Here is a 22100-nt window from a genome sequence, read left to right on the forward strand (position 1 = left end):
GGTTCCCGCGGCCCCGTACCCTTGAAGAGCTATGACTGAGATCCCGCAGCGCCCCCGCCCCCTCCGTGTCCTCGCCGCCATGTCGGGAGGAGTGGACTCCGCCGTCGCCGCCGCCCGCGCCGCGGAAGCCGGACACGACGTGACGGGCGTTCACCTCGCGCTGTCCGCGAACCCGCAGTCGTTCCGCACCGGTGCGCGCGGCTGCTGCACCATCGAGGACTCGCGCGACGCCCGGCGGGCCGCGGACGTCATCGGCATCCCCTTCTACGTCTGGGACCTCGCCGAGCGCTTCCGCGAGGACGTCGTCGAGGACTTCGTCGCCGAGTACGAGGCAGGCCGCACCCCGAACCCGTGCCTGCGCTGCAACGAGAAGATCAAGTTCGCCGCGCTCCTGGACAAGGCCCTGGCCCTCGGCTTCGACGCGGTCTGCACGGGCCACTACGCGCAGGTGATCGTCAAGGACGACGGCACGCGCGAGCTGCACCGCGCCTCCGACATGGCCAAGGACCAGTCGTACGTCCTCGGGGTGCTCGACGACAAGCAGCTCGCCCACGCGATGTTCCCCCTCGGCGACACGGTCACGACCAAGGACGAGATCCGCGCGGAGGCCGAGCGCCGTGGCCTCGCGGTCGCCAAGAAGCCCGACTCCCACGACATCTGCTTCATCGCCGACGGCGACACCCAGGGCTTCCTCGCCTCCCGGCTCGGCAGGGCCGAGGGCGACATCGTCGACGAGTCCGGCAGCAAGGTCGGCACCCACGAGGGCGCGTACGGCTTCACGATCGGCCAGCGCAAGGGCCTGCGCATCGGCACCCCGGCCCCCGACGGCAAGCCGCGCTACGTACTGGACATCTCTCCGGTGGACAACACGGTGACAGTGGGCCCGGCCGCCGCACTCGACGTCTCCGCCCTGACCGCCGTCAAGCCCCGCTGGTGCGGCGTCGCCCCCTCCGGCCCCGGCACCTACACCGCCCAGCTCCGCGCCCACGGCGGCGAGACCGAGGTCACGGCGGAACTGGTCGAGGGGACCCTGGAGGTGTCCTTCGCCGCCCCGGTCCGCGGCGTGGCCCCCGGCCAGGCGATCGTCCTGTACGACGGCACGCGCGTGGTGGGCTCGGCGACGATCGCGACGACGACGAGGGCGACGACGGCGGTGGCCTGACGGCCGCGCCCAACGGTGGTGACGTGCGCGGTCACACCACTTCCACTTCGTAGAAGCACAGGTGCCCCTTGATCTCCGCGACCTCCGGCTTCGGGTCGGGATACGCCCACACGAGGTCGGGGGCGTCCGGGAGGGACCAGTACGACGCCGTGCCCTTGAACGGGCAGTACGTGTGGGTCCCGGACGCGGTGAGCAGCTCCGTGCGCACATCCCCTTCGGGGATGTAGTACCGCGCGGGACAACCCGTCTCGCGCAGCACCAGGGCCCGGCCGCTCTCCGCGAGGACCTGCCCGTCGCGTACCACGCGTACCTGCTCGGCGCTCTGCTCGATGGTGATGCTGTGCCCCTCGGTCACGATCGACCCCTCCTTGGATGGCTCGCTCGGGTGGCTCGCCTCTTCGGGTACAGCGCACGCTGCCGCTGGGTTCTTCCCTCGCGTGCCCGTAGCGTGAGCGCATGAACATCTGCGTCTTCCTCTCCGCCGCCGACCTCGACGACCGCTACACACGCCCCGCGCGGGAGTTCGCCAAGCTCCTCGGCAAGGGCGGGCACACGCTGGTGTGGGGCGGCTCGGACGTCGGACTCATGAAGGTGGTCGCGGACGGGGTGCAGGAGGCCGGCGGGCGCCTTCTCGGCGTCTCCGTCGAGTTCCTCTCGTCCCGGGCGCGGCCAGGCGCGGACGAGATGGTCGTCGCGCGCGACCTCGCCGAGCGCAAGCGGCTGCTCCTGGAGAAGGCCGACGCCGTGGTCATCATGGTCGGCGGGACCGGCACGCTGGACGAGGCGACCGAGATCATGGAGCTCAAGAAGCACGGCCACACTGACAAGCCGGTCGTGCTGCTCAACACGGCCGGCTTCTACGACGGCCTCAAGGAGCAGTTCCGGCGCATGGAGGACGAGGGCTTCCTGCCCCGCCCCCTCACGGACCTCGTCTTCTTCGCGGAGGAGCCGGTGGGGGCGCTGGCGTACCTGGAGGAGTCGCTGGGGACGAAGTAACACCCGGGGGGAGGTGGTGCGAGCATGTCGGGCATGGCTACTCATGTGATCACCGGAGCCGGCTCCGGCATCGGCGCGGCCGTCGCCCGTCGTCTGCACGCGCGCGGGGACGACCTCGTGCTGCACGCGCGCGACGCCGGCCGCGCCAAGGAGCTGGCGGCGGACTTCCCCGGTGCGAGGACCCTGGTGGGCGACCTGGCGGACCCGGACAGGCTGAGCTGGGCCTTCTCCCACCAGTCACTGCCGGACCGGGTGGACTCCCTGCTGCACATCGCGGGCGTGGTCGACCTGGGCCCGGTCGGCGACCTGACCCCGAAGTCCTGGCGCCACCAGCTGAACGTCAACCTCATCTCCCCGGCCGAGCTGACGCGCCACTTCCTGCCCCAACTGCGCACCGCGCGCGGCCACGTGGTGTTCGTGAACTCCGGTGCCGGCCTGAGCGCCCACGCGGACTGGTCCGCGTACGCGGCGTCCAAGCACGGCCTGAAGGCCCTGGCGGACTCGCTCCGCCACGAGGAGCACGCGAACGGTGTCCGCGTCACCACGGTCTACCCCGGCCGCACGGCCAGCCCCATGCAGGCCAAGGTCCACCGGCAGGAGGGCAAGGAGTACGACCCGTCCCGCTGGATCGACCCGGAGTCGGTGGCGACGACGATCCTGATGACTCTGGACCTGCCGAGGGACGCGGAGATCAACGACGTGACGGTACGTCCGGGGCGCTGAGGGGTTGACTCCCCAGGGGCTGCGCCCCGCAAGGGGCGCGGGGACCTGCGCGGTTTTTCAGGGGCGCGGGGAACTGCGCGACCAGCACCCCCCGACCCGCACCAACCCACCCACCCCCACCGCACGCGGGGCACGCGGGGCACGGGGGCGCAGCCCCAGGGATGGGACGGGTAGGGGCGGCGGGGGCGAGGAAAGTCCGGCCCGCACCCGCGCACCACCCGCACCCACACACCCGCCCCCACGACATCCGTAGGCTTCCCCACGTGAACGAGAACCCCACCCTCGGCCCCGCGACCGGCATCGGCTCCATGCCGGGCACCGACGCCCGCGAGGCCGCCAAGACCGTCACCGGGACCTTCGAGGGCCCGGAGACGGGCATGCCGCACCTGCCCGAACTCCCCGCCCGCGGCCCCGGCGCCGACATGATCGGACGAACCGCCGGCATGCTCGTCGAGCTGTACGCCCGCGTGGAACCGAGCGGTTGGCGCATCGGCGACCGACCGGGCCGCGACACCAGGCGGGCGAGGGCCTGGCTGAGAGAGGACCTCGACGCGCTGGAGGAGTTCACGCAGGAGTACGAGGGCCCGCTGAAGATCCAGGCCGTCGGACCCTGGACGCTCGCCGCCGCACTGGAGCTGAAGAACGGCGAGGTGGCCCTCTCCGACCCCGGGGCCTGCCGCGACCTCGCCGGATCACTCGCCGAGGGCCTGCGCACCCACATCGAGGACGTACGACGACGCGTACCCGGCGCCGACGTCGTCCTCCAACTCGACGAGCCGTCCCTCGTCGCCGTCCTGCGCGGCCAGGTGAAGACCGCCAGCGGTTACCGGACCCACCGCGCCATGGACCGCCAGGTCGTCGAGGCGACCCTTCGGGACGTCATCGGCGCACACGGCCCCAGCGGCCCCGACAGCCCGGCCGGCCCCGTCGTCGTCCACTCCTGCGCCCCCGACGTCCCCTTCGCCCTGCTCCGCCGCGCCGGCGCGGCCGCGATCTCCTTCGACTTCGCCCTGCTCACCGAACGTGACGACGACGCGATCGGCGAGGCCGTGGAGGCCGGTACCAGGCTGCTGGCAGGTGTCGTGCCGGGCACGGACGGCCCATTGTCAGACCCTGCCGGTAGCGTCATGGGTGTCAGGACGTTGTGGCGCAGGCTGGGGCTGAATCCGGGGCTTCTCACGGACGCGGTCTCCCTCACGCCGTCGTGCGGACTCGCGGGCGCCTCCCCGGCGTACGCGCGCGCGGCGCTCGCCCACTGCGTCCGGGCGGCGAGATCCCTCGCGGACAACCCAGAGTAACGGGAGGACAACACGGTGGCCGGCGACAAGCAAGCGGAGACGACGGTGCCCGCGGAGGCACGCGACCAGCACGCGCAGCTCGCTGAGCAGATCGAGGAGCACCGCTTCCGGTACTACGTGAAGGACGCTCCGGTCATCAGCGACGCGGAGTTCGACAGGCTGCTGCGCTCCCTGGAGGCGCTGGAGGACGAGTATCCCGAGCTGCGCACCCCCGACTCCCCGACCCAGAAGGTCGCGGGGGCGTACGCGACGGAGTTCACGGCAGTCCAGCATCGCGAGCGCATGCTCTCGCTCGACAACGCCTTCGCCGACGAGGAGCTCGCCGCCTGGGCCGAGCGGATCGCCAAGGAGGTCGGCACCTCCGAGTACCACTTCCTGTGCGAGCTCAAGGTCGACGGCCTCGCGGTCAACCTGACGTACGAGCACGGCCGCCTCACCCGCGCGGCGACCCGCGGGGACGGCCGTACCGGGGAGGACATCACGCCCAACGTCCGGACCATCGCGGAGATTCCGGACCGGCTCCAGGGTGATCGCGTCCCCGACCTCGTGGAGATCCGCGGCGAGGTCTACTTCCCGATGGAGAAGTTCGAGGAGCTCAACGCCCGCCTGGTGGAGGCCGGTGACAAGCCCTTCGCCAACCCCCGCAACGCGGCGGCGGGTTCCCTGCGCCAGAAGGACCCGCGCGTCACCGCCACCCGCCCGCTCCACATGGTGGTCCACGGAATCGGCGCCCTGGAGGGCTTCGACGGCCTCACCCGCCTCTCCCAGGCGTACGACCTGCTGAAGACCTGGGGTCTGCCCACCTCCCGGCACAACAAGGTGGTGGAAGACCTCGACGGCGTACGCGAGTTCATCGCGTACTTCGGGGAGAACCGCCACTCCGTGGAGCACGAGATCGACGGCGTCGTCGTGAAGCTCGACGAGATCCGCCTCCAGGGCCGCCTCGGCTCCACGGCCCGCGCCCCGCGCTGGGCCATCGCGTACAAGTACGCACCGGAGGAGGTCAACACCAAGCTGATCAACATCCGTGTGGGCGTGGGCCGTACGGGCAGGGTGACGCCGTACGCGCAGGTCGAGCCGGTCACGGTGGCGGGCTCGGAGGTCGAGTTCGCCACGCTGCACAACCAGGACGTGGTCAAGCTCAAGGGCGTCCTCATCGGCGACACGGTGGTGCTGCGCAAGGCCGGTGACGTCATCCCCGAGATCCTCGGGCCCGTCGTCGACCTGCGGGACGGCAGCGAGCGGGAGTTCGTGATGCCGGCCGAGTGCCCCGAGTGCGGGACGGTGCTGCGGCCCATGAAGGAGGGCGACGTCGACCTGCGCTGCCCGAACGCCCGGACCTGCCCGGCCCAGTTGCGCGAGCGGCTGTTCTACCTCGCGGGCCGCAAGGCGCTGGACATCGAGCACTTCGGATACGTCGCCGCCGCGGCCCTCACCGCGCCGCTGGAGCCGTCCGACCCGCCGCTGGTGGACGAGGGCGACCTGTTCGACCTCACCGTCGAGCAGTTGCTGCCCATCAAGGCGTACGTCCTCGACCAGGACAGCGGCCTGCCCAAGCGCGACCCGAAGACGGGCGAGGAGAAGATCGCCACGGTCTTCGCCAACCAGCAGGGCGAGCCGAGGAAGAACGCGGTGGCGATGCTGGAGAACATCGCGGCGGCCAAGGAGCGCCCGCTCGCCCGGTTCCTCACCGGACTGTCGATCCGTCACGTCGGACCGGTCGCGGCCGAGGCCCTGGCCCGGGCCTTCCGGTCGATCGACCGCATCGACGAGGCCACCGAGGACGAGCTCAAGAACACCGACGGCGTGGGGGAGATCGTCGCGCACTCCGTCAAGGAGTGGTTCGCGGAGGACTGGCACCGCGAGATCCTCCGCAAGTGGAAGGCCGCCGGCGTGCGCATGGAGGACGAGCGCTCCGGCGAGGACGAGGGCCCGCGCCCGCTCGAAGGGCTCACCGTCGTCGTCACCGGCACGCTGGAGCACCACACGCGCGACGGCGCGAAGGAGGCCCTGCAGAGCAGGGGAGCGAAAGTGACGGGTTCGGTTTCGAAGAAGACCTCGTTCGTCGTGGTGGGTGACAACCCCGGGTCGAAGTACGACAAGGCGATGCAGCTCAAAGTGCCGGTCCTGAACGAGGAGGGCTTCGCCGTTCTGCTCGGACAAGGGCCGGAAGCAGCCGCTGAAGTCGCGCTTCCGACCGAGGAGTAGCGGTTGAAGGCCACCCGTTCGGCGCATACCAGATGCATACGGGTGGCCGGGTCGCATTCGGGCAACCGTCGACGACCGCTGCCCGTGGAAGCCTTCTGCGGCCTACTGTTGAGGTGTGCGCCTGCCGTGCCCGGACGCGTGGTGGGTTTTCAGACGCGGTGCCGTTGAAGGGTGTCGGGAGCATCGGGCCGCGCTGTGTGGGCACCGCCGGCTGTGAGAGGGACGGGAATGGAACCGACCGAGAGCGCCGCCCCGGACTCCCGGCTGCGTCTGCGCCGGGAGTCCGGGGCATGGCCCGGGGCATGGCTGAGCAGTCGGCGAGCGGGCGCAGGGCGATCGTCGGAGCGCGTGAACGGCGCTCGCGTGCGCGGCGATGACGCTGCCGCACGCGGCGCTGTGGTGCACGTACCCGGCGCGCACGGCTCCGCGCACTCCGGTGCCGGGCGCGGCGCGGGACTCCCTGACCACGACTCCGAGCGGCACCTGTCCTGGCCCGCCGTCCCCGCAGCGATCGTCGGGGTGGCCGGAGCGGTGCTCGGCGCCGGCTTCTACCGCGCGTTCACCGGGCATCACGCGCTCTTCCCGTCGGGTACGGCCGGCTGGTCCCTGGCCGTGCTGTCCGGCGTCATCGTCGGCCACCTGGTCGCGATGGGGCGCGCCCGCTGGTGGGGCGGCACCGGATCGGGCGCCGCGCTCACCCTCGCCGTCCTGCTGCTCTACGGCTGGGTGCCCGCCGGGATGGTCAGCCTCACCGTCGTCGTCCTCGTCGGCGCCGCGCGCCGCGGCCGCTGGCGGCAGGGCGTGCTGCACGGTGCCGTCGACATACTGGGCATCGGTGCCGGCGCGCTCGTGCTCGCCGCGTTCGGGCGCGTGCCCTCCGTCGAGTCGCCGTGGGATCCCGAGAGCTGGAACGTCTACGCGGCACCCCAGGTGGTGCTCGTCGCCACGGCGTACCTCGCGGTCACCCGCGGCCTGCTCTGGTACCTCCACGCGCCCCGGGGCGGCGGCGTGCCCACGATCGCCCGGACGGCCCTGGTCAGGCAGGGGCTGGTCGCGGTCGCGCTGCTCGGCATCGCGCCGCTCGTCTGTGTGGTCGCGGTCGCCCAGCCCCTGCTGCTGCCCCTGTTCGCCATCCCCCTCATCGCGCTCGACTCCACGCTGTGGATCGCCCGCGCCCGGGCGGAGGAACAGCTGCGCGATCCGCTCACCGGCCTGCCCAACCGCCAGTGGCTGCTGGAGCGGACCTGGACGGCGCTCGACGACGCGGAGCGCATCGGTGCGCGGGCGGCCCTGATGCTGATCGACATGGACCGCTTCCGGTCGGTGAACGACACGCTCGGGCACCTGGCCGGTGACCGGTTGCTGCTGCAGATCGCCGACCGGCTGAAGCTGGCGCTGCCGCGCGGAGCGGAGGCCGCGCGACTCGGCGGTGACGAGTTCGCCGTTTTACTGCCCGTCGCCGACTCCACGACGTCCGCGTCGCGCGTCGCCCGCAACCTCGTCGCCGCGCTCGGCTCGCCCCTCGACCTCGACGGGCTCACCCTCGTGCTGGAGGCAAGCGCCGGTGTCGCCGTCTTCCCCGACCACGCCCTCGACGCGGAGGGGCTGCTGCGGCGGGCGGACGTGGCGATGTACCAGGCGAAGCGGGACCGTACGGGGGTGGAGGTGTACGAGTCCAAGCGCGACTCCAACACCCCCGACCGCCTCGGTCTGTTGGGCGACCTGCGGCGCGCCCTCGACGCGCACGAGGTCGAGTTGCACTACCAGCCGAAGGTCCGCTTCGACGGGCAGGTCGCCGGGCTGGAGGCGCTGGTCCGGTGGGTGCACCCCGAGCGGGGCAAGGTTCCGCCGGACGAGTTCATAGCGATCGCCGAGTCGTCCGGGCTGATGCCGCACCTGACCGAGTACGTGCTGGAGACGGCGCTGGCGCAGGTCGCGCGATGGCGTGCGCAGGGGCTCCACGTGCCCGTCGCGGTGAACGTGTCGCCGCGGGACGTCCACACGCCCGGGTTCGCGGGCGCGGTCGCGGCGCGGCTCGCGCGGCACGGGGTCCCGGCGGGGGCCCTGCAGTTGGAGATAACGGAACACGTGCTCCTTGAGGACCCGCAGCGGGCCGCGGACACCCTGGCCGGGCTGACCGGGCACGGCGTGAAGATGTCGCTGGACGACTTCGGTACGGGGTACTCGTCGCTGGTGCACCTGCGCCGGCTGCCGGTCAGCGAGCTGAAGATCGACCGTTCGTTCGTGGCACGGCTGGCGGTGGACAACGAGGACGCGGAGATCGTGCGGTGCACGGTCGATCTCGCGCACTCGCTGGGGCTGTTGGTGGTCGCGGAGGGCGTCGAGGACGACGAGACGTGGGAGCGGTTGCGCGATCTCCGGTGCGATGCGGTGCAGGGGTGGCTGGTGGCCGCGGCGATGCCACCGGAGGAGACGACGGCGTGGTTGCGGGCGCGGGGTTCGCGGGGCTGGCAGCGGCCCGCGGCGGCCCTGCCGGCGGCTTCGGCGGACGAGTAGGGCGGCCGCCCAGGGGGTTTGATCGCCCCCGCCGCCCCTGCCCGTCCCTCCCCCACTCTCGGCTCCGCTCGAGCGGGGGGACCCCCATCGGGGCTCCGCCCCGGACCCCGCTCCTCAAACTCCCCCAGCTACCGCTGGGAGGTGCCCCCAAGGGGCTGAAAAATCCGGGGCGGAGCCCCCAGGGATGGGACGGGTAGGGGCGGCGGGGGCGAAACAAGACGTGCCCCGCACAAACCCGTGCGCGCCCACCGCCGCCCGCCCCATAGGATTGAGCCCAAACCACACACACTCACCCCCAGAGGATCGCTGCATGCCTGGCATCACGCGCGAGGAGGTCGCCCACCTCGCCCGGCTGGCGCGTCTGGAGCTGAAGCCCGAAGAGCTCGACCACTTCGCAGGCCAGCTGGACGACATCATCGGCGCGGTCGCCCGCGTCAGCGAGGTCGCCGACCAAGACGTACCGCCGACCTCGCACCCGCTGCCGCTGACGAACGTCATGCGCGCGGACGAGGTCCGTTCGTCGCTCACCCCCGAGCAGGCGCTCTCCGGCGCCCCGGCCCAGGAGCAGCAGCGTTTCAAGGTGCCGCAGATCCTGGGGGAGGACTGATCTCATGACGGACAGCAACATCATCAAGCTCACGGCCGCCGAGACCGCCGCGAAGATCGCCTCCGGCGAGCTCACCGCGGTTCAGGTCACCGAGGCCCACCTCGCCCGCATCGAGGCCGTCGACGAGAAGGTGCACGCCTTCCTGCACGTGGACCGCGAGGGCGCCCTGGCCCAGGCCCGCGCCGTCGACGAGAAGCGGGAGCGCGGCGAGAAGCTCGGCCCGCTCGCGGGTGTGCCGCTCGCCCTCAAGGACATCTTCACCACGGTCGGGATTCCGACGACCGTGGGGTCCAAGATCCTCGAGGGCTGGATCCCGCCGTACGACGCCACTCTCACCCGGAGGCTGAAGGACGCCGACGTCGTCATCCTCGGCAAGACCAACATGGACGAGTTCGCCATGGGGTCCTCCACCGAGAACAGCGCGTTCGGACCGACGGGCAACCCCTGGGACCTCACCCGGATTCCGGGTGGCTCCGGTGGCGGGTCCTCCGCCGCCCTCGCCTCCTTCCAGGCGCCCCTCGCCATCGGCACCGACACCGGCGGCTCCATCCGCCAGCCCGCCTCCGTCACCGGCACCGTCGGCGTGAAGCCGACGTACGGCGGGGTCTCCCGCTACGGCATGGTGGCGTTCTCCAGTTCTCTGGACCAGGGCGGGCCCTGTGCCCGGACCGTCCTCGACGCCGCGCTGCTGCACGAGGTCATCGCCGGGCACGACCCGCTCGACTCGACCTCCATCGACGCCCCGGTCCCGCCGGTCGTCGAGGCCGCGCGCAACGGCAGCGTCGCCGGGATGCGCGTCGGTGTCGTCAAGCAGTTCCGCGGCGAGGGCTACCAGGCGGGTGTCATCCAGCGGTTCGACGAGTCCGTCGCCCTCCTCAAGGAGCTGGGCGCCGAGATCGTCGAGCTGGACTGCCCGTCCTTCGACCTGGCGCTCTCCGCGTACTACCTGATCGCGCCCAGCGAGTGCTCCAGCAACCTCGCCCGGTTCGACGGCCTGCGCTACGGCCTGCGCACCGGCGACGACGGCACGCACTCCGCGGAGGAGGTCACCTCCCTCACCCGCGCCGAGGGCTTCGGGCCCGAGGTCAAGCGCCGCATCATGCTCGGTACGTACGCGCTGTCGAGCGGCTACTACGACGCGTACTACGGCTCCGCCCAGAAGGTCCGCACGCTCATCACCCGCGACTTCGAGAAGTCGTTCGAGCAGGTCGACGTGATCGTGTCGCCGACCACGCCCACCACCGCCTTCCCCATCGGCGAGCGCGCCGACGACCCGATGGCGATGTACCTCGCGGACCTGTGCACCATCCCGACCAACCTGGCCGGCAACGCCGCCATGTCCCTGCCCTGCGGTCTCGCGCCGGAGGACGGGCTGCCGGTCGGCCTGCAGATCATCGCCCCGGCGCTGAAGGACGACCGTCTGTACAAGGTCGGCGCGGCCGTCGAGGCCGCGTACGTGGAAAAGTGGGGGCACCCGCTTCTCGAGGAGGCTCCGTCGCTGTGACCAAGGCACTGACCAAGGCCAAGGACTTCCAGAAGTCCAAGACCGGTACGTACGTGTCCATCGCCACCACCGCCTTCGGCGCGTTCGGTGTCGCCAAACGGATCAAGAAGGCGAAGGCCGAGCAGGACACGCTGCGGCTGCTCGACGCGACGGTCGCCGCCGTCGGCATCGTCACCGGCCTCGCCATCCTGTACCGCGAGCTGAAGCGGCTGGGCGACGACGACGTCCTGCTGGGCTGAGAGGGAAGTTTCACCGTGACCACCACGACCGACCTGGTGTCGTACGAGGACGCGCTGGCGTCGTACGACCCCGTCATGGGCCTCGAGGTCCATGTCGAACTCGGCACCAAGACCAAGATGTTCTGCGGCTGTTCGACCGAACTCGGTCAGGACGCCAACGCGCAGACCTGTCCCATCTGCCTCGGCCTGCCCGGCGCGCTCCCGGTCGTCAACGCGATCGGCGTCGAGTCGGCGATCAAGATCGGTCTCGCGCTGAACTGCGAGATCGCCGAGTGGTGCCGCTTCGCCCGGAAGAACTACTTCTATCCGGACATGCCGAAGAACTTCCAGACCTCCCAGTACGACGAGCCGATCGCCTTCAACGGCTACCTCGACGTGCAGCTGGAGGACGGCACGACCTTCCGTGTGGAGATCGAGCGCGCCCACATGGAGGAGGACACCGGGAAGTCCACGCATGTGGGCGGTGCCACCGGGCGCATCCACGGCGCGTCGCACTCGCTGCTCGACTACAACCGCGCCGGTATCCCGCTCATCGAGATCGTCACCAAGCCGATCGTCGGTGCCGGGGAGCGTGCCCCCGAGGTCGCGCGGGCGTACGTCGCCGAGCTGCGCGAGCTCATCAAGGCGCTCGGCGTCTCCGAGGCCCGTATGGAGATGGGCCAGATGCGTTGTGACGTGAACCTGTCGCTCATGCCGAAGGACGCCGACAAGTTCGGCACACGGAGCGAGACGAAGAACGTCAACTCGCTGCGGTCCGTCGAGCGTGCCGCGCGGTTCGAGATCCAGCGTCACGCGGCCGTGCTGGGCGGCGGCGGCACGATCATCCAGGAGACCCGCCACTTCCACGAGGACACGGGGTCCACCACCTCGGGCCGCGTGAAGGAGGAGGCCGAGGACTACCGGTACTTCCCGGAGCCCGACCTGGTGCCCGTCGCCCCGTCCCGCGAGTGGGTCGAGGAGCTCCGGGCCGGTCTGCCCGAGCTGCCGCTCGCCCGCCGCAACCGGCTGCGCGAGGAGTGGGGCGTCTCCGCGGTCGAGATGCAGGCGATCCTGAACGCCGGCGCCATCGACCCGATCGTCGCCACCATCGAGGCGGGCGCCGACGCGGCCTCCGCCCGCAAGTGGTGGATGGGTGAGCTGGCGCGTGCGGCCAACGAGGCCGTTGTGTCCCTGGAGGCACTGCCCATCACGCCCGAGCAGGTCGCCCGGGTCACCGCGCTGGTAGCCGAGGGCTCCCTCAACGACAAGCTGGCCCGCCAGGCCATCGAGGGTGTCCTCAAGGGCGAGGGCACCCCGGACGAGGTCGTCGACAAGCGCGGCCTGAAGGTCGTCTCCGACGAGGGTGCCCTGACCACCGCCGTCGAGGAGGCCATCGCCGGCAACCCGGCCATCGCGGACAAGATCCGCGGCGGCAAGGTCGCCGCGGCCGGTGCCCTCGTGGGCGCCGTCATGAAGGCCACCCGCGGCCAGGCCGACGCGGCCCGCGTCAAGGAGCTCATCCTGGAGAAGCTGGGGGTCAGCGAGGGCTGATCCGCCGTATCGCTTGTCCCTGGGGCGGTGCATCGACTGAGATGCACCGCCCCAGGTGTGTCCGGGGACACAGGTGAACGCAGGGGAACACAGGGGAACACAGGGGAGGCGACAGAGTCGGCGTTACTGTCCTGTCATCTGGCTCGCAAGTGCTGTGACAAAAGGCACGAAACGGACAAAGGAGCAGCTTCGCCTGTCACAGTGGTGGGCATTGCTCAGGCGTTCTTTGCGGGCTCTTCGGTTCACAGCAACTGCTCCCGGTCAAAGATCCCCCCATCCACCCCAGGGAGCAGGTTCGTGGCAGCCCTAGCGCGCTGGTGTGTCCGGCACCGCCTCGTCGCCGTCCTTCTGTGGCTTCTCACCTTCGCGGGCGTCACCGCCGGCGCGGCCGTCGCGGGATCGGCGTACTCGAACGACTATGCGACCCCGGGGACCGAATCCAGCCAGGCCACCCAGCTCCTCAACGAGGGCTTCCCACGCATGAGCGGTGACAGTGACACCGTCGTGTGGCACACCGCCCAGGGCACCGTGAAGGCCGCCGACGTCGAGCAGACCATGACCCGCACCCTGGACAGGATCGAGGACCTGCCCGGGGTGGCGTCCGTGACCAACCCGTACGGGGGCGCGGGCGCCGGACAGATCAGCGGTGACGGACACACCGCGTACGCCACGGTCACCTTCGACCACCGGACCCAGGACATCGACAAGGCCGAGGCCCAGAGGGTCGTCGACACCGCCAAGGCCGCCGAGACCGACGGACTCCAGGTCGAACTGGGCGGCCGGGCGATCGGGCTCACCGAGTCGTCGGGCGGACACACGGCCGAGGTGGTCGGCGTGGTCGTCGCCGCCGTCGTGCTGTTCCTCGCCTTCGGCTCGCTCGCCGCGTCCCTGCTGCCCATCGCGACCGCACTGGTCAGCGTCGGCACCGCGTACGCCGGGACCGAGCTCCTCGGGCACGCCATGACCGTCGCCGACTTCGCGCCCATGCTCGGCATGCTGATCGGGCTGGGCGTCGGGATCGACTACGCGCTGTTCATCGTGACCAGACACCGCAGAGGACTCAAACGCGGGCTGTCCGTGGCCGAGTCCGCGACCAGCGCCGTCGCGACCACCGGGCGGGCCGTCGTCTTCGCGGGCGCCACCGTGTGCATCGCCCTCCTCGGCATGCTCATCCTGCGGCTCGGCTTCCTGAACGGCGTCGCCATCGCCGCGTCGCTCACCGTGGTCCTCACCGTCGCCGCCTCCGTGACGCTTCTGCCCGCCCTGCTGTCCCTCATCGGTATGCGCGCCCTGAGCCGCCGTGAACGCCGCCGCCTTCACGAGCACGGCCCCGAACCGGAGCTGCCCACCGGGCTCGCCGCCCGCTGGTCCGCGTTCGTGGAACGGCACCCCAAGAAGCTCGGCGCCGTCGCGCTCGCCGTCATGGCCCTGCTCGCCCTGCCCACGCTCGGGCTGCACCTGGGCACCTCCGACCAGGGCAACGACCCGAGGACGGCGACCACCCGCCAGGCGTACGACCTCCTCGCGGACGGCTTCGGACCCGGCGTGAACGGGCCCCTCACCCTCGTCACCAAGGTCGACGGCGCCCAGGACAAACTCGCCCTCGACAACCTCGACACCACCCTCCGGAGCACCGAGGGCGTGGCGTCGGTGAGCCCGGCGACGTTCAACACGGCCGGTGACACCGCGTACCTCAGCGTCGTACCGACGTCCTCCCCGCAGTCCACGCAGACCAGCGACCTCGTCGACCACCTGCGCGACGACGTCCTGCCACGCGCCGAGACGGGCACCTCGCTCGACGTGCACGTCGGCGGTGTCACCGCCGGCTACGACGACTTCGCGGACGTCATCGTCGGCAAGCTGCCGCTGTTCGTGGGCGTCGTGATCGGGCTCGGCTGCCTGCTGCTCCTGCTCGCGTTCCGGTCCGTCGGCATCCCGCTGAAGGCCGCCGCGATGAACGTGGCCGCCGTCGCCTCCGCCTTCGGGGTCGTGGTCACGGTCTTCCAGTGGGGCTGGGGGAGTGAACTGCTGGGCCTCGGCAGCGCCGGGCCGATCGAGCCCTTCCTCCCCGTGATCATGGTCTCGGTCCTCTTCGGGCTGTCCATGGACTACCAGGTCTTCCTGGTCAGCCGGATGTACGAGGAGTGGCTGGAGACCGGCGACAACCGGCGCGCCGTCCGCGTCGGCCTCGCCGAGACCAGCCGCGTGATCAACTCCGCCGCCGTCATCATGATCTCGGTGTTCCTGGCGTTCGTGCTCAGCGGGGACCGTGTCATCGCGATGTTCGGCATCGCCCTGGCCTCCGCCGTCGCCCTCGACGCCTTCGTGCTCCGTACGCTCCTCGTACCCGCCCTCATGCACATGCTCGGCGGCGCCAACTGGTGGCTGCCCCGCTGGCTCGACCGCCGGATGCCGCGCATCAGCATCGAGCCGCCCGAATGCCGCCCCACCGCGGTCGCGGCGGCCGCCGAAAAGATCGGCACGGAGGAACTCTCCCGTGCGACCATCCCCGGGCAGCGAGCGGACGGTGACGACCCGGTCACCGACGACTCGCCGGCCGACGAACTGGTCGTACTGGTGAAGGAGCGGCAACAGGATGTACGCGATATCCCTGGGTGACGACGGCGCCGAGCTGCGGCCCCTGGACCCCTGGCACGCCCAGGAGTTCCTCGCCCACCTCGACCGGGGGCGCGAGTTCATCGGGCAGCACATCCCCTTCGGCGCCAAGGCCACCGACGTGGACTCCGCGCGGGAACTCCTCCAGTCGTACGCCGACAAACGCGCCGCCGACACCGGCAGCCTGCACGGGCTGTGGCTGGAGGGGAAGCTGGTCGGCGGTGTGCTCTTCCGGATCTTCGACGCCGCGCACGGCAACTGCGAGGTCGGCTGCTGGCTCGAACCGGCGGCCACCGGACGGGGGTTGATCACCCGGGCCATGCGGGTCCTCATCGACTGGGCGGTTGACGAGCGCGGCATCCACCGTGTGGAGTGGGTCGCGTCGTCCGCCAACGAACCGAGCATCAACGTGGCGCGGCGGCTGGGCATGAGCCGCGACGGTGTCCTCCGGCAGAACTACCCCTACCGGGGCGTACGCCAGGACGCCGAGGTGTGGTCGGTCCTCGCGCCCGAGTGGCGGGAGGCACGCGCGCGTACGGAACGATGACTCCCACGCGCACGCGTACTGCCCGGAACGATCATTAAGAGACTTCTCAGACAGCGTCCGTACGGTGCGAGGCATGGGTTCAAAGACAGTTGACGAGGCCGGGATCGAGACCGGCACAGAAGCACAGCGCGACCAGGAGGCGGTGGACGTCACCAAGGAAGCCACGGAGGCCGCGGAGGCCAAGGAGGCCGCGAAGACCGGGGCCGCCGGGACAAAGGAAGGGACGTCCGCGAAGACGCCCGTCGACGAGACGGACGCCTCCGACGACGTGGCCGACGACGAACTCGAGGCCGAGGAACTCGAGCTCCTCGCCAGGAAGGGCGCCTCCGACACCTCCGCCGGGGTCGGTACGGGCGCCGCGGCCATCGTGTCCGTCGGGCTCGGGCTGGTCTCGCTGACCGGCAGCTGGCTCGGCACGATCGCGCAGGCCCGCGACTCGCTGTACGGCCAGCTGGAGGCCCAGCAGGGCGCGAGCGTCGCCGCGCAGATCAAGCAGGTGTACGCCGACTCCTGGAACATCAACGCCCTGGTCGGCGGCCTGTTCGCGCTGGTCGCCCTGATCGTGGGCGTCGCCGTGCTGGTCCGGCCCGCGTTCGGCGACCCCGACCGGGCGCCGCAGACGCCGTGGATCAAGTCGGTCGCCTGGGCGGGCATCTCGCTCGGCTTCCTCGGCCTGGTGCTCGCCGTCCTGAAGTTCTCCGACATCCTGCTCGCCATGCCGACGACGACGGGTTGAGCCCGCCGTACCAGGAGGCATGTCCTCACAGCTCTGAGGGGCCTTAGGTCCGCCGGCCGTGTCCTACGGCGTCGTACGGCGAACCTAAGGCCCCTCTCACGTGCAAGATGCGGAACTCTCCCGATGTGGCGCACCCCCCTTGGAGACGAAGGTAGGGGCATCGAGGCAAGCGAGCCCGATACCGCGAAACCGAAACCGTCACGAGGGGTACGAGATGTTCCACCACGAGCTCCAGCAGATCCGGTCCGCCGAGCTGATCCGCGAGGCCACCGAGTACCGGCTCGCCCGCGAGGCGCGCCGCGCCGCCCGCGAGGAGTCCCGCCGGCACGAAGCCGAGAGGAGGCCGGACAGCACCCGGCACCGCCCACGTAGGCACCGGTTCCCCCGCGCCGCGTGAGGCCGGGAGCGGGGGAGGACGGCCGCGCTGTGGGCGGCCGTCCGGGCCCTTCGGTGAGCGTGCGCCCACCGCGTACGGAGGCCGCCGCGCCCGCACGTCGGGGCGCGGCGGCGGTGCGTGAGGGTGCGACACCGGTGCGTGGGGGTGCGGGGCAGGCCCGGACCGGAGCCGTCGTGCCGATATTCGGTGCCGCGCTGTCAGACCCGCGTGCGATGCTCGACAGCGTGGAGATGAGGTCAGTCAGCCCGGTGTTCGTCGGCCGCACCGACGAACTGGAGGTGTTGCACGACGCGCTGTCCCGCGCCGCCGCGGGAGAACCGCAGTCGTTACTGCTCGGCGGCGAGGCCGGTGTCGGCAAGACGCGCCTGGTCGAGGAGTTCGCCGGCGCGGCCTGCCGCCAGGGCGCGGTCGTCGCGCTCGGCGGCTGCGTCGAGATCGGCGCCGACGGACTGCCCTTCGCGCCCTTCTCCACCGCCGTGCGCTCCCTGCGCCGACAGCTCCCCGACGACGTGGCCGCCGCTGCCGACGGGCAGGAGGCGGAGCTGGCCCGGCTCCTGCCCGAGCTGGGCGAGGCACCCCGCCGACCGGACGGCCGGCACGACGAGGAGGGCACCGCCCGCCTCTTCGAACTCACCGCCCGCCTCCTGGAGCACGTCGCCGCGGACCGCACGGTCGTCGTGGCCCTGGAGGACCTGCACTGGGCCGACGCCTCCACCCGCCACCTCCTCGCCTACCTCTTCCGCACGCTGCGCACCGGCCGCCTGGTCGTCGTCGCCACCTATCGCGCCGACGACATCCACCGCCGCCACCCGCTCCGCCCGCTGCTGGCCGAGCTGGACCGCCTGCGCACGGTCCGCCGCCTGGAACTGCGCCGCTTCAACCGCACCGAGGTCGCCCGCCAGCTCGCCGGGATCCTCGCCGCCGAACCCGACCCGGCCGAGGTCGACGAGATCTTCGAACGGTCCGACGGCAACGCGTTCTTCGTCGAGGAACTCGCCGTCGCCACCCAGGAGGGCTGCCGCACCGGCCTCTCCGACTCCCTGCGGGACCTGCTCCTCGTGCGCGTCGAGAAGCTGCCCGAGGACACCCAGCGCGTGGCCCGCGTCGTCGCGGAGGGCGGCTCCACCGTCGAGTACGGCCTGCTCGCCGCCGTCGCCCGGCTCCCCGAGGACGACCTCATCGAGGCGCTGCGGGTCGCCGTCGGCGCCAACATCCTGCTCGCCGTGCCCGACGGCGACGGCTACCGTTTCCGGCACTCCCTGGTCCGCGAGGCGGTCAGTGACGACCTGCTGCCCGGCGAGCGCTCCCGCCTCAACCGCCGGTACGCCGAGGCGCTGGAGGCCGACCCGACGCTCGTCCCGGCCGACGGCCGCGCCACCCGTCTGGCCAGCTACTGGTACCACGCCCACGACGCGGCGAAAGCCCTTCCCGCCGTCCTCCTCGCCTCCGTGGAGGCCCGCGGCCGTCACGCCCACTCCGAGCAACTGCGGCTCCTGGAGCGGGCGATGGAGCTGTGGGAGGCCGCCCCCGACGCCGTACGGGCCGGACTGCGTCCCGTGGACCACGTCGAGGTCTACCCTCCGTGCGGCTGCGCCCCGGAGACCACACCCCTGCGCTACCTCGACCTCCTGGCCGAGGCCGCCGTCGCGGGCCGGCTGTGCGGCGAGCGCGAGCGCGCGCTGAAGATCACCAAGCGGGCGCTGCGCCTCCTGGAGGAGGACGGCGACCCCCTGCGCGCGGCCTGGTTCTGGGTGCAGCGCTCCCTGCTGGTGCAGGGCCTCGCCCGGGGCGACGGGTGGAAGGAGCTCGGCACCGCGCAGGAGCTGGTGCGCGGACTGCCCCCGTCCGAGGTCCACGCCGAGGTACTGGAAAGGGCCGCGGGCTGGTCCATGCTCCACACTCCCGGACCCGAGGCACTCTCCGACGCCCAGCGCGCCGTCGAGTACGCACGCATGGTGGGCGCCGAGGACATCGAGCTGAACGCACGCCTGACCCTCGGCTTCCTGATGGTCGGCGCGGGGGACATCGACGCCGGACTCGCCGAGATGCACGCGGTCAGGGACCAGGCGGAGAAGCGCTCCCTGACGTCCGTCGTGGGCCGCAGCCATGTGAACCTGCCGGCCACCCTGGAAAGCCTCGGCCGCTCCAGAGAAGCCGTCGAGGTGGGGCGGCGAGGCCTCGAACTCACCCGCAGGATGGGCCTGTCGGAGTCGGAGACCTGGGTCTGGAGCAACCTCTCGGAGTCGCTCTTCCTCCTGGGCCGCTGGGACGAGGCCGCCGAGGCCGCGGCGAACGCGATCAGCGCGACACCGGGCGTGAAGTCACGTGCCAGCGGCTCCGCGCACCTGTCGACCATCGAGCTCGCCCGGGGCGACGTGGCCGCCGCCGCCCGCCACCTGGCCGTCGCCCTCGCCTCCGCCGGTACCCACGACCCTCAGCCCCAGAACAACATCCCGCTGGCCGAACTCACCGTCGCCGTCGCCGCCGCCGAAGGCAGGCTCCTCGACGCCCGCGTCGCACTGCGCCAAGCCCTGGACGCGGGCTTCCCGCCCGGCACGCAGAGCTTTGCCTGGCCCCTGTTGCTCGCCGCGGTCACGGCCGAGGCCGACGCCCGCGGGCTGCCGGTCGCCGACGAAGGGCGCGCCGAGGTCCTGGCGGGCGTCTTCGAAGCCGTCAGGAAGCTCACCACCAACGCGCCCGTCTGGCTCGCCCACGAGAAGTGGGTGCGGGCCGAACTCCGCCGCGCCGAGGGTGTGCTGGAGCCGGGTACCTGGTCCGAGGTCGTGACCGCCTTCGAGCCGCTGGAGCGGCCGTACGACCTCGCCCGCGTCCGGCACCGGCTCGCCGAGGCACTGCTGGTGAGCGGCGCCGACGAGGAGGCCCGGGACCGCGCGACGGAACTCCTGCGCCTGGCCGCCGCCGTGGCCGACCACCTGGGCGCCCGCCCGCTCGCCGACGCGGTCGCCCTGCTCGCCCAGCGCGCCCGGCTGACCCTGGCCCGCGCCCCCGAGCCGCACGCCCCGGCGTCCGGCGATCCCGCCGAGGCCCTGGGCCTCACCAGCCGCGAGCGCGACGTCCTGCGCCTGGTCGCCGTCGGCCGCAGCAACCGCCAGATCGCCGAGGAACTCTTCATCTCCCCCAAGACGGCCAGCGTCCACGTCTCCAACATCCTGGCCAAGCTGGGCGTCTCGGGCCGGGGCGAGGCGGCGGCGCTGGCGCATCGGCTGCGGCTGTTCCCGCCGGGGGCGGGGGAGCGGCTTCCGGTGGGAGGATCGCAGTGAGGGATGCAGTGAGGGACGCAGAGGCGAGGACCGGTGCGTCCGGTCCGGGGGAGGGCCCGTGTTCAACCCGTTCGAGGAACTGTTCGCGCCCGGGCGCAAGCACACCAACGAGGAACGCAACCGCCTGGAGATGACCCGCGAGGACGTCGGCGACAGCGACCCCGGGCGGGGGCCGATAGACCTGGACTCGGGCACGGCGGTCATACGCCCATCCGGCCGGCTCCACGACGAGCAGGAGCCCGACGAGGGGGAGCCGGAGCCCCGCGAGGGGGAGCCGGAGCCCCGCGAGGGGGAGCCGGAGCCCCGCGAGGGGGAGCCGGACGGGGACTGAGTCCCCCAGGAGACCCGGGTGCGACCCAGCGCCGGGCTCCCCGCGGGCTACTTCACCTCAAGCTCCAGGAGCTTGTCGTCCCCCTTCCCGGGGGAGCCCCGGCCGTCCGTCTCGCTCGTGGTCAGCCACAGCTTGTCGCCGCCCGCGGAGACGACCGTGCGCAGACGGCCGTACTCGCCCTTCAGGAAGGCCTGGGGGTCGGCGGAGGGCTGGGTGCCCTTCAGCGGGATGCGCCACAGCCGCTCACCGCGCAGGCCCGCCATCCAGACCGAGCCCTCCGCGTAGGCGATACCGCTGGGTGACGCGTCCGCCGTGCGCCACTCGGCCACCGGATCGACGAAGCCGGACTTACCCGCCTTGCCTTCCACGTCCGGCCAGCCGTAGTTGCCGCCGGGCTTGATCAGGTTCAGCTCGTCCCAGGTGTCCTGACCGAACTCCGACGCCCACAGGCGCTGCTTGCCGTCCCAGGCCAGGCCCTGCACATTGCGATGGCCGTACGAGTACACGAGCGAGTCGCCGAAGGGATTGCCCGGTGCGGGCTCGCCGTCCGGGGTCATGCGCAGGATCTTGCCGCCGAGGGACTTCTTGTCCTGGGCCAACTGACCCTCGTACCGCTCGCCCGTCGTCGCGTACAGCATCTTGTCGGGGCCGAAGGCCAGGCGGCCGCCGTTGTGGTTCGTACCCTTCGGGATGCCGCGCACGATCGTGTCGGGGGCGCCCAGTTGCTCGCCCGACGGCTTCTTGGGGTCGTACAGCATGCGCACGACGCGGTTGTCCGACTCAGAGGTGAAGTACGCGTAGATCATGTGGTCCGACGCGTAGTCCAGGGAGATCGCGATGCCGAGGAGGCCGCCCTCACCTGCGGGGGAGACCCCGGGGACCTGGCCGAGCTCCGTCTTCTTGCCGGTCTTCTCGTCGACGAGCGTGATCGTGCCCTCGTCCCGCGAGGACACCAGCAGTCCGCCCCCGGGGAGCGGGGCCAGGCCCCAGGGGCTGTTCAGACCCTCGGTGACCGTGCGCACCACCTTCACCGAGCCCTTCGGGGGTGGGGCGGTCTCGTCGCCGCCACCGTCCGGTGATGCCCCGGGCCGCGTACTGTTCGCCGCCGAGGTTCCGCCGGTGTCCGGCTCCTCGCCGTCGCCGGAGGAGCAACCGGCCGTCACCATGAGCACGGCCGCGGCCAACACGGCCGTCACAGCTCGACGTTGCACGATCAAGGTCCCTTCGACGCGGAGCCACTACCTTTCTTACGCCGCGAGTGCCCCACACGTTCCGGGTCCGGCGGATCCCGGGGCGTTATTTCCGGCGGGAGTGTTCTTTCCGGGGTGGTCGCGGACGAGTTTTTCGCCCCCGCCGCCCCTACCCGTCCCATCCTGTCCCTGGGGGGGGGGCCCCCCGCCCCCCCCGG

Annotated in this window: 18 protein-coding genes; 16 read left to right on the forward strand and 2 right to left on the reverse strand. The window is 71.7% G+C overall.

Going from position 1 to position 22100, the window contains the following annotated elements; genetic code table 11:
- Positions 1 to 31 precede the first annotated feature (31 nt).
- Entirely contained in the window at positions 32 to 1162 is a 1131-nt protein-coding gene (gene mnmA, locus AB0959_RS40770; protein WP_366831867.1) for a tRNA 2-thiouridine(34) synthase MnmA, read from the forward strand.
- Between the two features lie 31 nt (positions 1163 to 1193).
- On the opposite strand, the gene AB0959_RS40775 is transcribed toward mnmA, so the two are convergent.
- Entirely contained in the window at positions 1194 to 1517 is a 324-nt protein-coding gene (locus AB0959_RS40775) for a DUF427 domain-containing protein (RefSeq protein WP_366831868.1), read from the reverse strand.
- A 101-nt stretch (positions 1518 to 1618) separates the two neighbouring features.
- Here AB0959_RS40775 and AB0959_RS40780 point away from each other — a divergent pair, with 101 nt between their 5' ends.
- From AB0959_RS40780 to AB0959_RS40850, 15 genes are all read left to right on the forward strand, one after another.
- Positions 1619 to 2158, forward strand: coding sequence for a TIGR00730 family Rossman fold protein (locus tag AB0959_RS40780; RefSeq protein ID WP_366831869.1), 540 nt, complete (start codon positions 1619 to 1621; stop codon positions 2156 to 2158).
- Positions 2159 to 2182: 24 nt separating this feature from the next.
- Positions 2183 to 2881 (forward strand): SDR family oxidoreductase, encoded by a 699-nt coding sequence (locus AB0959_RS40785; RefSeq protein ID WP_366831870.1) that lies wholly within the window; start codon positions 2183 to 2185, stop codon positions 2879 to 2881.
- 263 nt (positions 2882 to 3144) lie between these two features.
- On the forward strand, positions 3145 to 4179 hold the full coding sequence (locus AB0959_RS40790) for a methionine synthase (protein WP_366831871.1): 1035 nt from the start codon (positions 3145 to 3147) through the stop codon (positions 4177 to 4179).
- A 15-nt stretch (positions 4180 to 4194) separates the two neighbouring features.
- On the forward strand, positions 4195 to 6387 hold the full coding sequence (gene ligA / locus AB0959_RS40795; protein WP_366831872.1) for an NAD-dependent DNA ligase LigA: 2193 nt from the start codon (positions 4195 to 4197) through the stop codon (positions 6385 to 6387).
- 228 nt (positions 6388 to 6615) lie between these two features.
- Entirely contained in the window at positions 6616 to 8904 is a 2289-nt protein-coding gene (locus AB0959_RS40800) for a bifunctional diguanylate cyclase/phosphodiesterase (RefSeq protein WP_366831873.1), read from the forward strand.
- Positions 8905 to 9214: 310 nt separating this feature from the next.
- Positions 9215 to 9511, forward strand: coding sequence for an Asp-tRNA(Asn)/Glu-tRNA(Gln) amidotransferase subunit GatC (gatC, locus tag AB0959_RS40805; protein WP_131558265.1), 297 nt, complete (start codon positions 9215 to 9217; stop codon positions 9509 to 9511).
- Between the two features lie 4 nt (positions 9512 to 9515).
- Complete coding sequence (gatA, locus tag AB0959_RS40810; protein WP_366831874.1) at positions 9516 to 11015, forward strand: Asp-tRNA(Asn)/Glu-tRNA(Gln) amidotransferase subunit GatA; 1500 nt, start codon at positions 9516 to 9518, stop codon at positions 11013 to 11015.
- Positions 11012 to 11254, forward strand: coding sequence for a hypothetical protein (locus tag AB0959_RS40815; protein ID WP_366831875.1), 243 nt, complete (start codon positions 11012 to 11014; stop codon positions 11252 to 11254). The genes gatA and AB0959_RS40815 overlap by 4 nt, the downstream gene beginning before the upstream one ends.
- 15 nt (positions 11255 to 11269) lie before the next feature.
- Positions 11270 to 12784: an Asp-tRNA(Asn)/Glu-tRNA(Gln) amidotransferase subunit GatB gene (gatB, locus tag AB0959_RS40820; protein WP_366831876.1), complete on the forward strand. Its 1515-nt coding sequence runs from the start codon at positions 11270 to 11272 to the stop codon at positions 12782 to 12784.
- A 297-nt stretch (positions 12785 to 13081) separates the two neighbouring features.
- Complete coding sequence (locus tag AB0959_RS40825; RefSeq protein WP_366831877.1) at positions 13082 to 15403, forward strand: MMPL family transporter; 2322 nt, start codon at positions 13082 to 13084, stop codon at positions 15401 to 15403.
- Positions 15381 to 15947, forward strand: coding sequence for a GNAT family protein (locus AB0959_RS40830; RefSeq protein ID WP_366831878.1), 567 nt, complete (start codon positions 15381 to 15383; stop codon positions 15945 to 15947). The genes AB0959_RS40825 and AB0959_RS40830 overlap by 23 nt, the downstream gene beginning before the upstream one ends.
- 73 nt (positions 15948 to 16020) lie before the next feature.
- On the forward strand, positions 16021 to 16683 hold the full coding sequence (locus AB0959_RS40835) for a hypothetical protein (protein WP_366831880.1): 663 nt from the start codon (positions 16021 to 16023) through the stop codon (positions 16681 to 16683).
- A 214-nt stretch (positions 16684 to 16897) separates the two neighbouring features.
- Positions 16898 to 17080 carry a hypothetical protein gene (locus AB0959_RS40840; protein ID WP_366831881.1) on the forward strand — a complete coding sequence of 61 codons (183 nt, stop codon included), beginning with the start codon at positions 16898 to 16900 and terminating at the stop codon, positions 17078 to 17080.
- 212 nt (positions 17081 to 17292) lie between these two features.
- Positions 17293 to 20361, forward strand: a complete 3069-nt coding sequence (locus tag AB0959_RS40845) for an AAA family ATPase (protein ID WP_366831886.1) — start codon at positions 17293 to 17295, stop codon at positions 20359 to 20361.
- A gap of 58 nt (positions 20362 to 20419) precedes the next feature.
- Complete coding sequence (locus tag AB0959_RS40850) at positions 20420 to 20692, forward strand: DUF6191 domain-containing protein (protein ID WP_366831882.1); 273 nt, start codon at positions 20420 to 20422, stop codon at positions 20690 to 20692.
- Positions 20693 to 20739: 47 nt separating this feature from the next.
- On the opposite strand, the gene AB0959_RS40855 is transcribed toward AB0959_RS40850, so the two are convergent.
- The gene (locus AB0959_RS40855) at positions 20740 to 21858 is read right to left on the reverse strand and encodes a PQQ-dependent sugar dehydrogenase (protein WP_366831887.1); all 1119 of its coding nucleotides are present in this window, start codon (positions 21856 to 21858) and stop codon (positions 20740 to 20742) included.
- Between the last annotated feature and the right edge of the window lie 242 nt (positions 21859 to 22100).

Origin of the sequence: Streptomyces sp. NPDC046862, assembly GCF_040704615.1 — a bacterium.
In the GTDB taxonomy this organism is placed as follows: domain Bacteria; phylum Actinomycetota; class Actinomycetes; order Streptomycetales; family Streptomycetaceae; genus Streptomyces.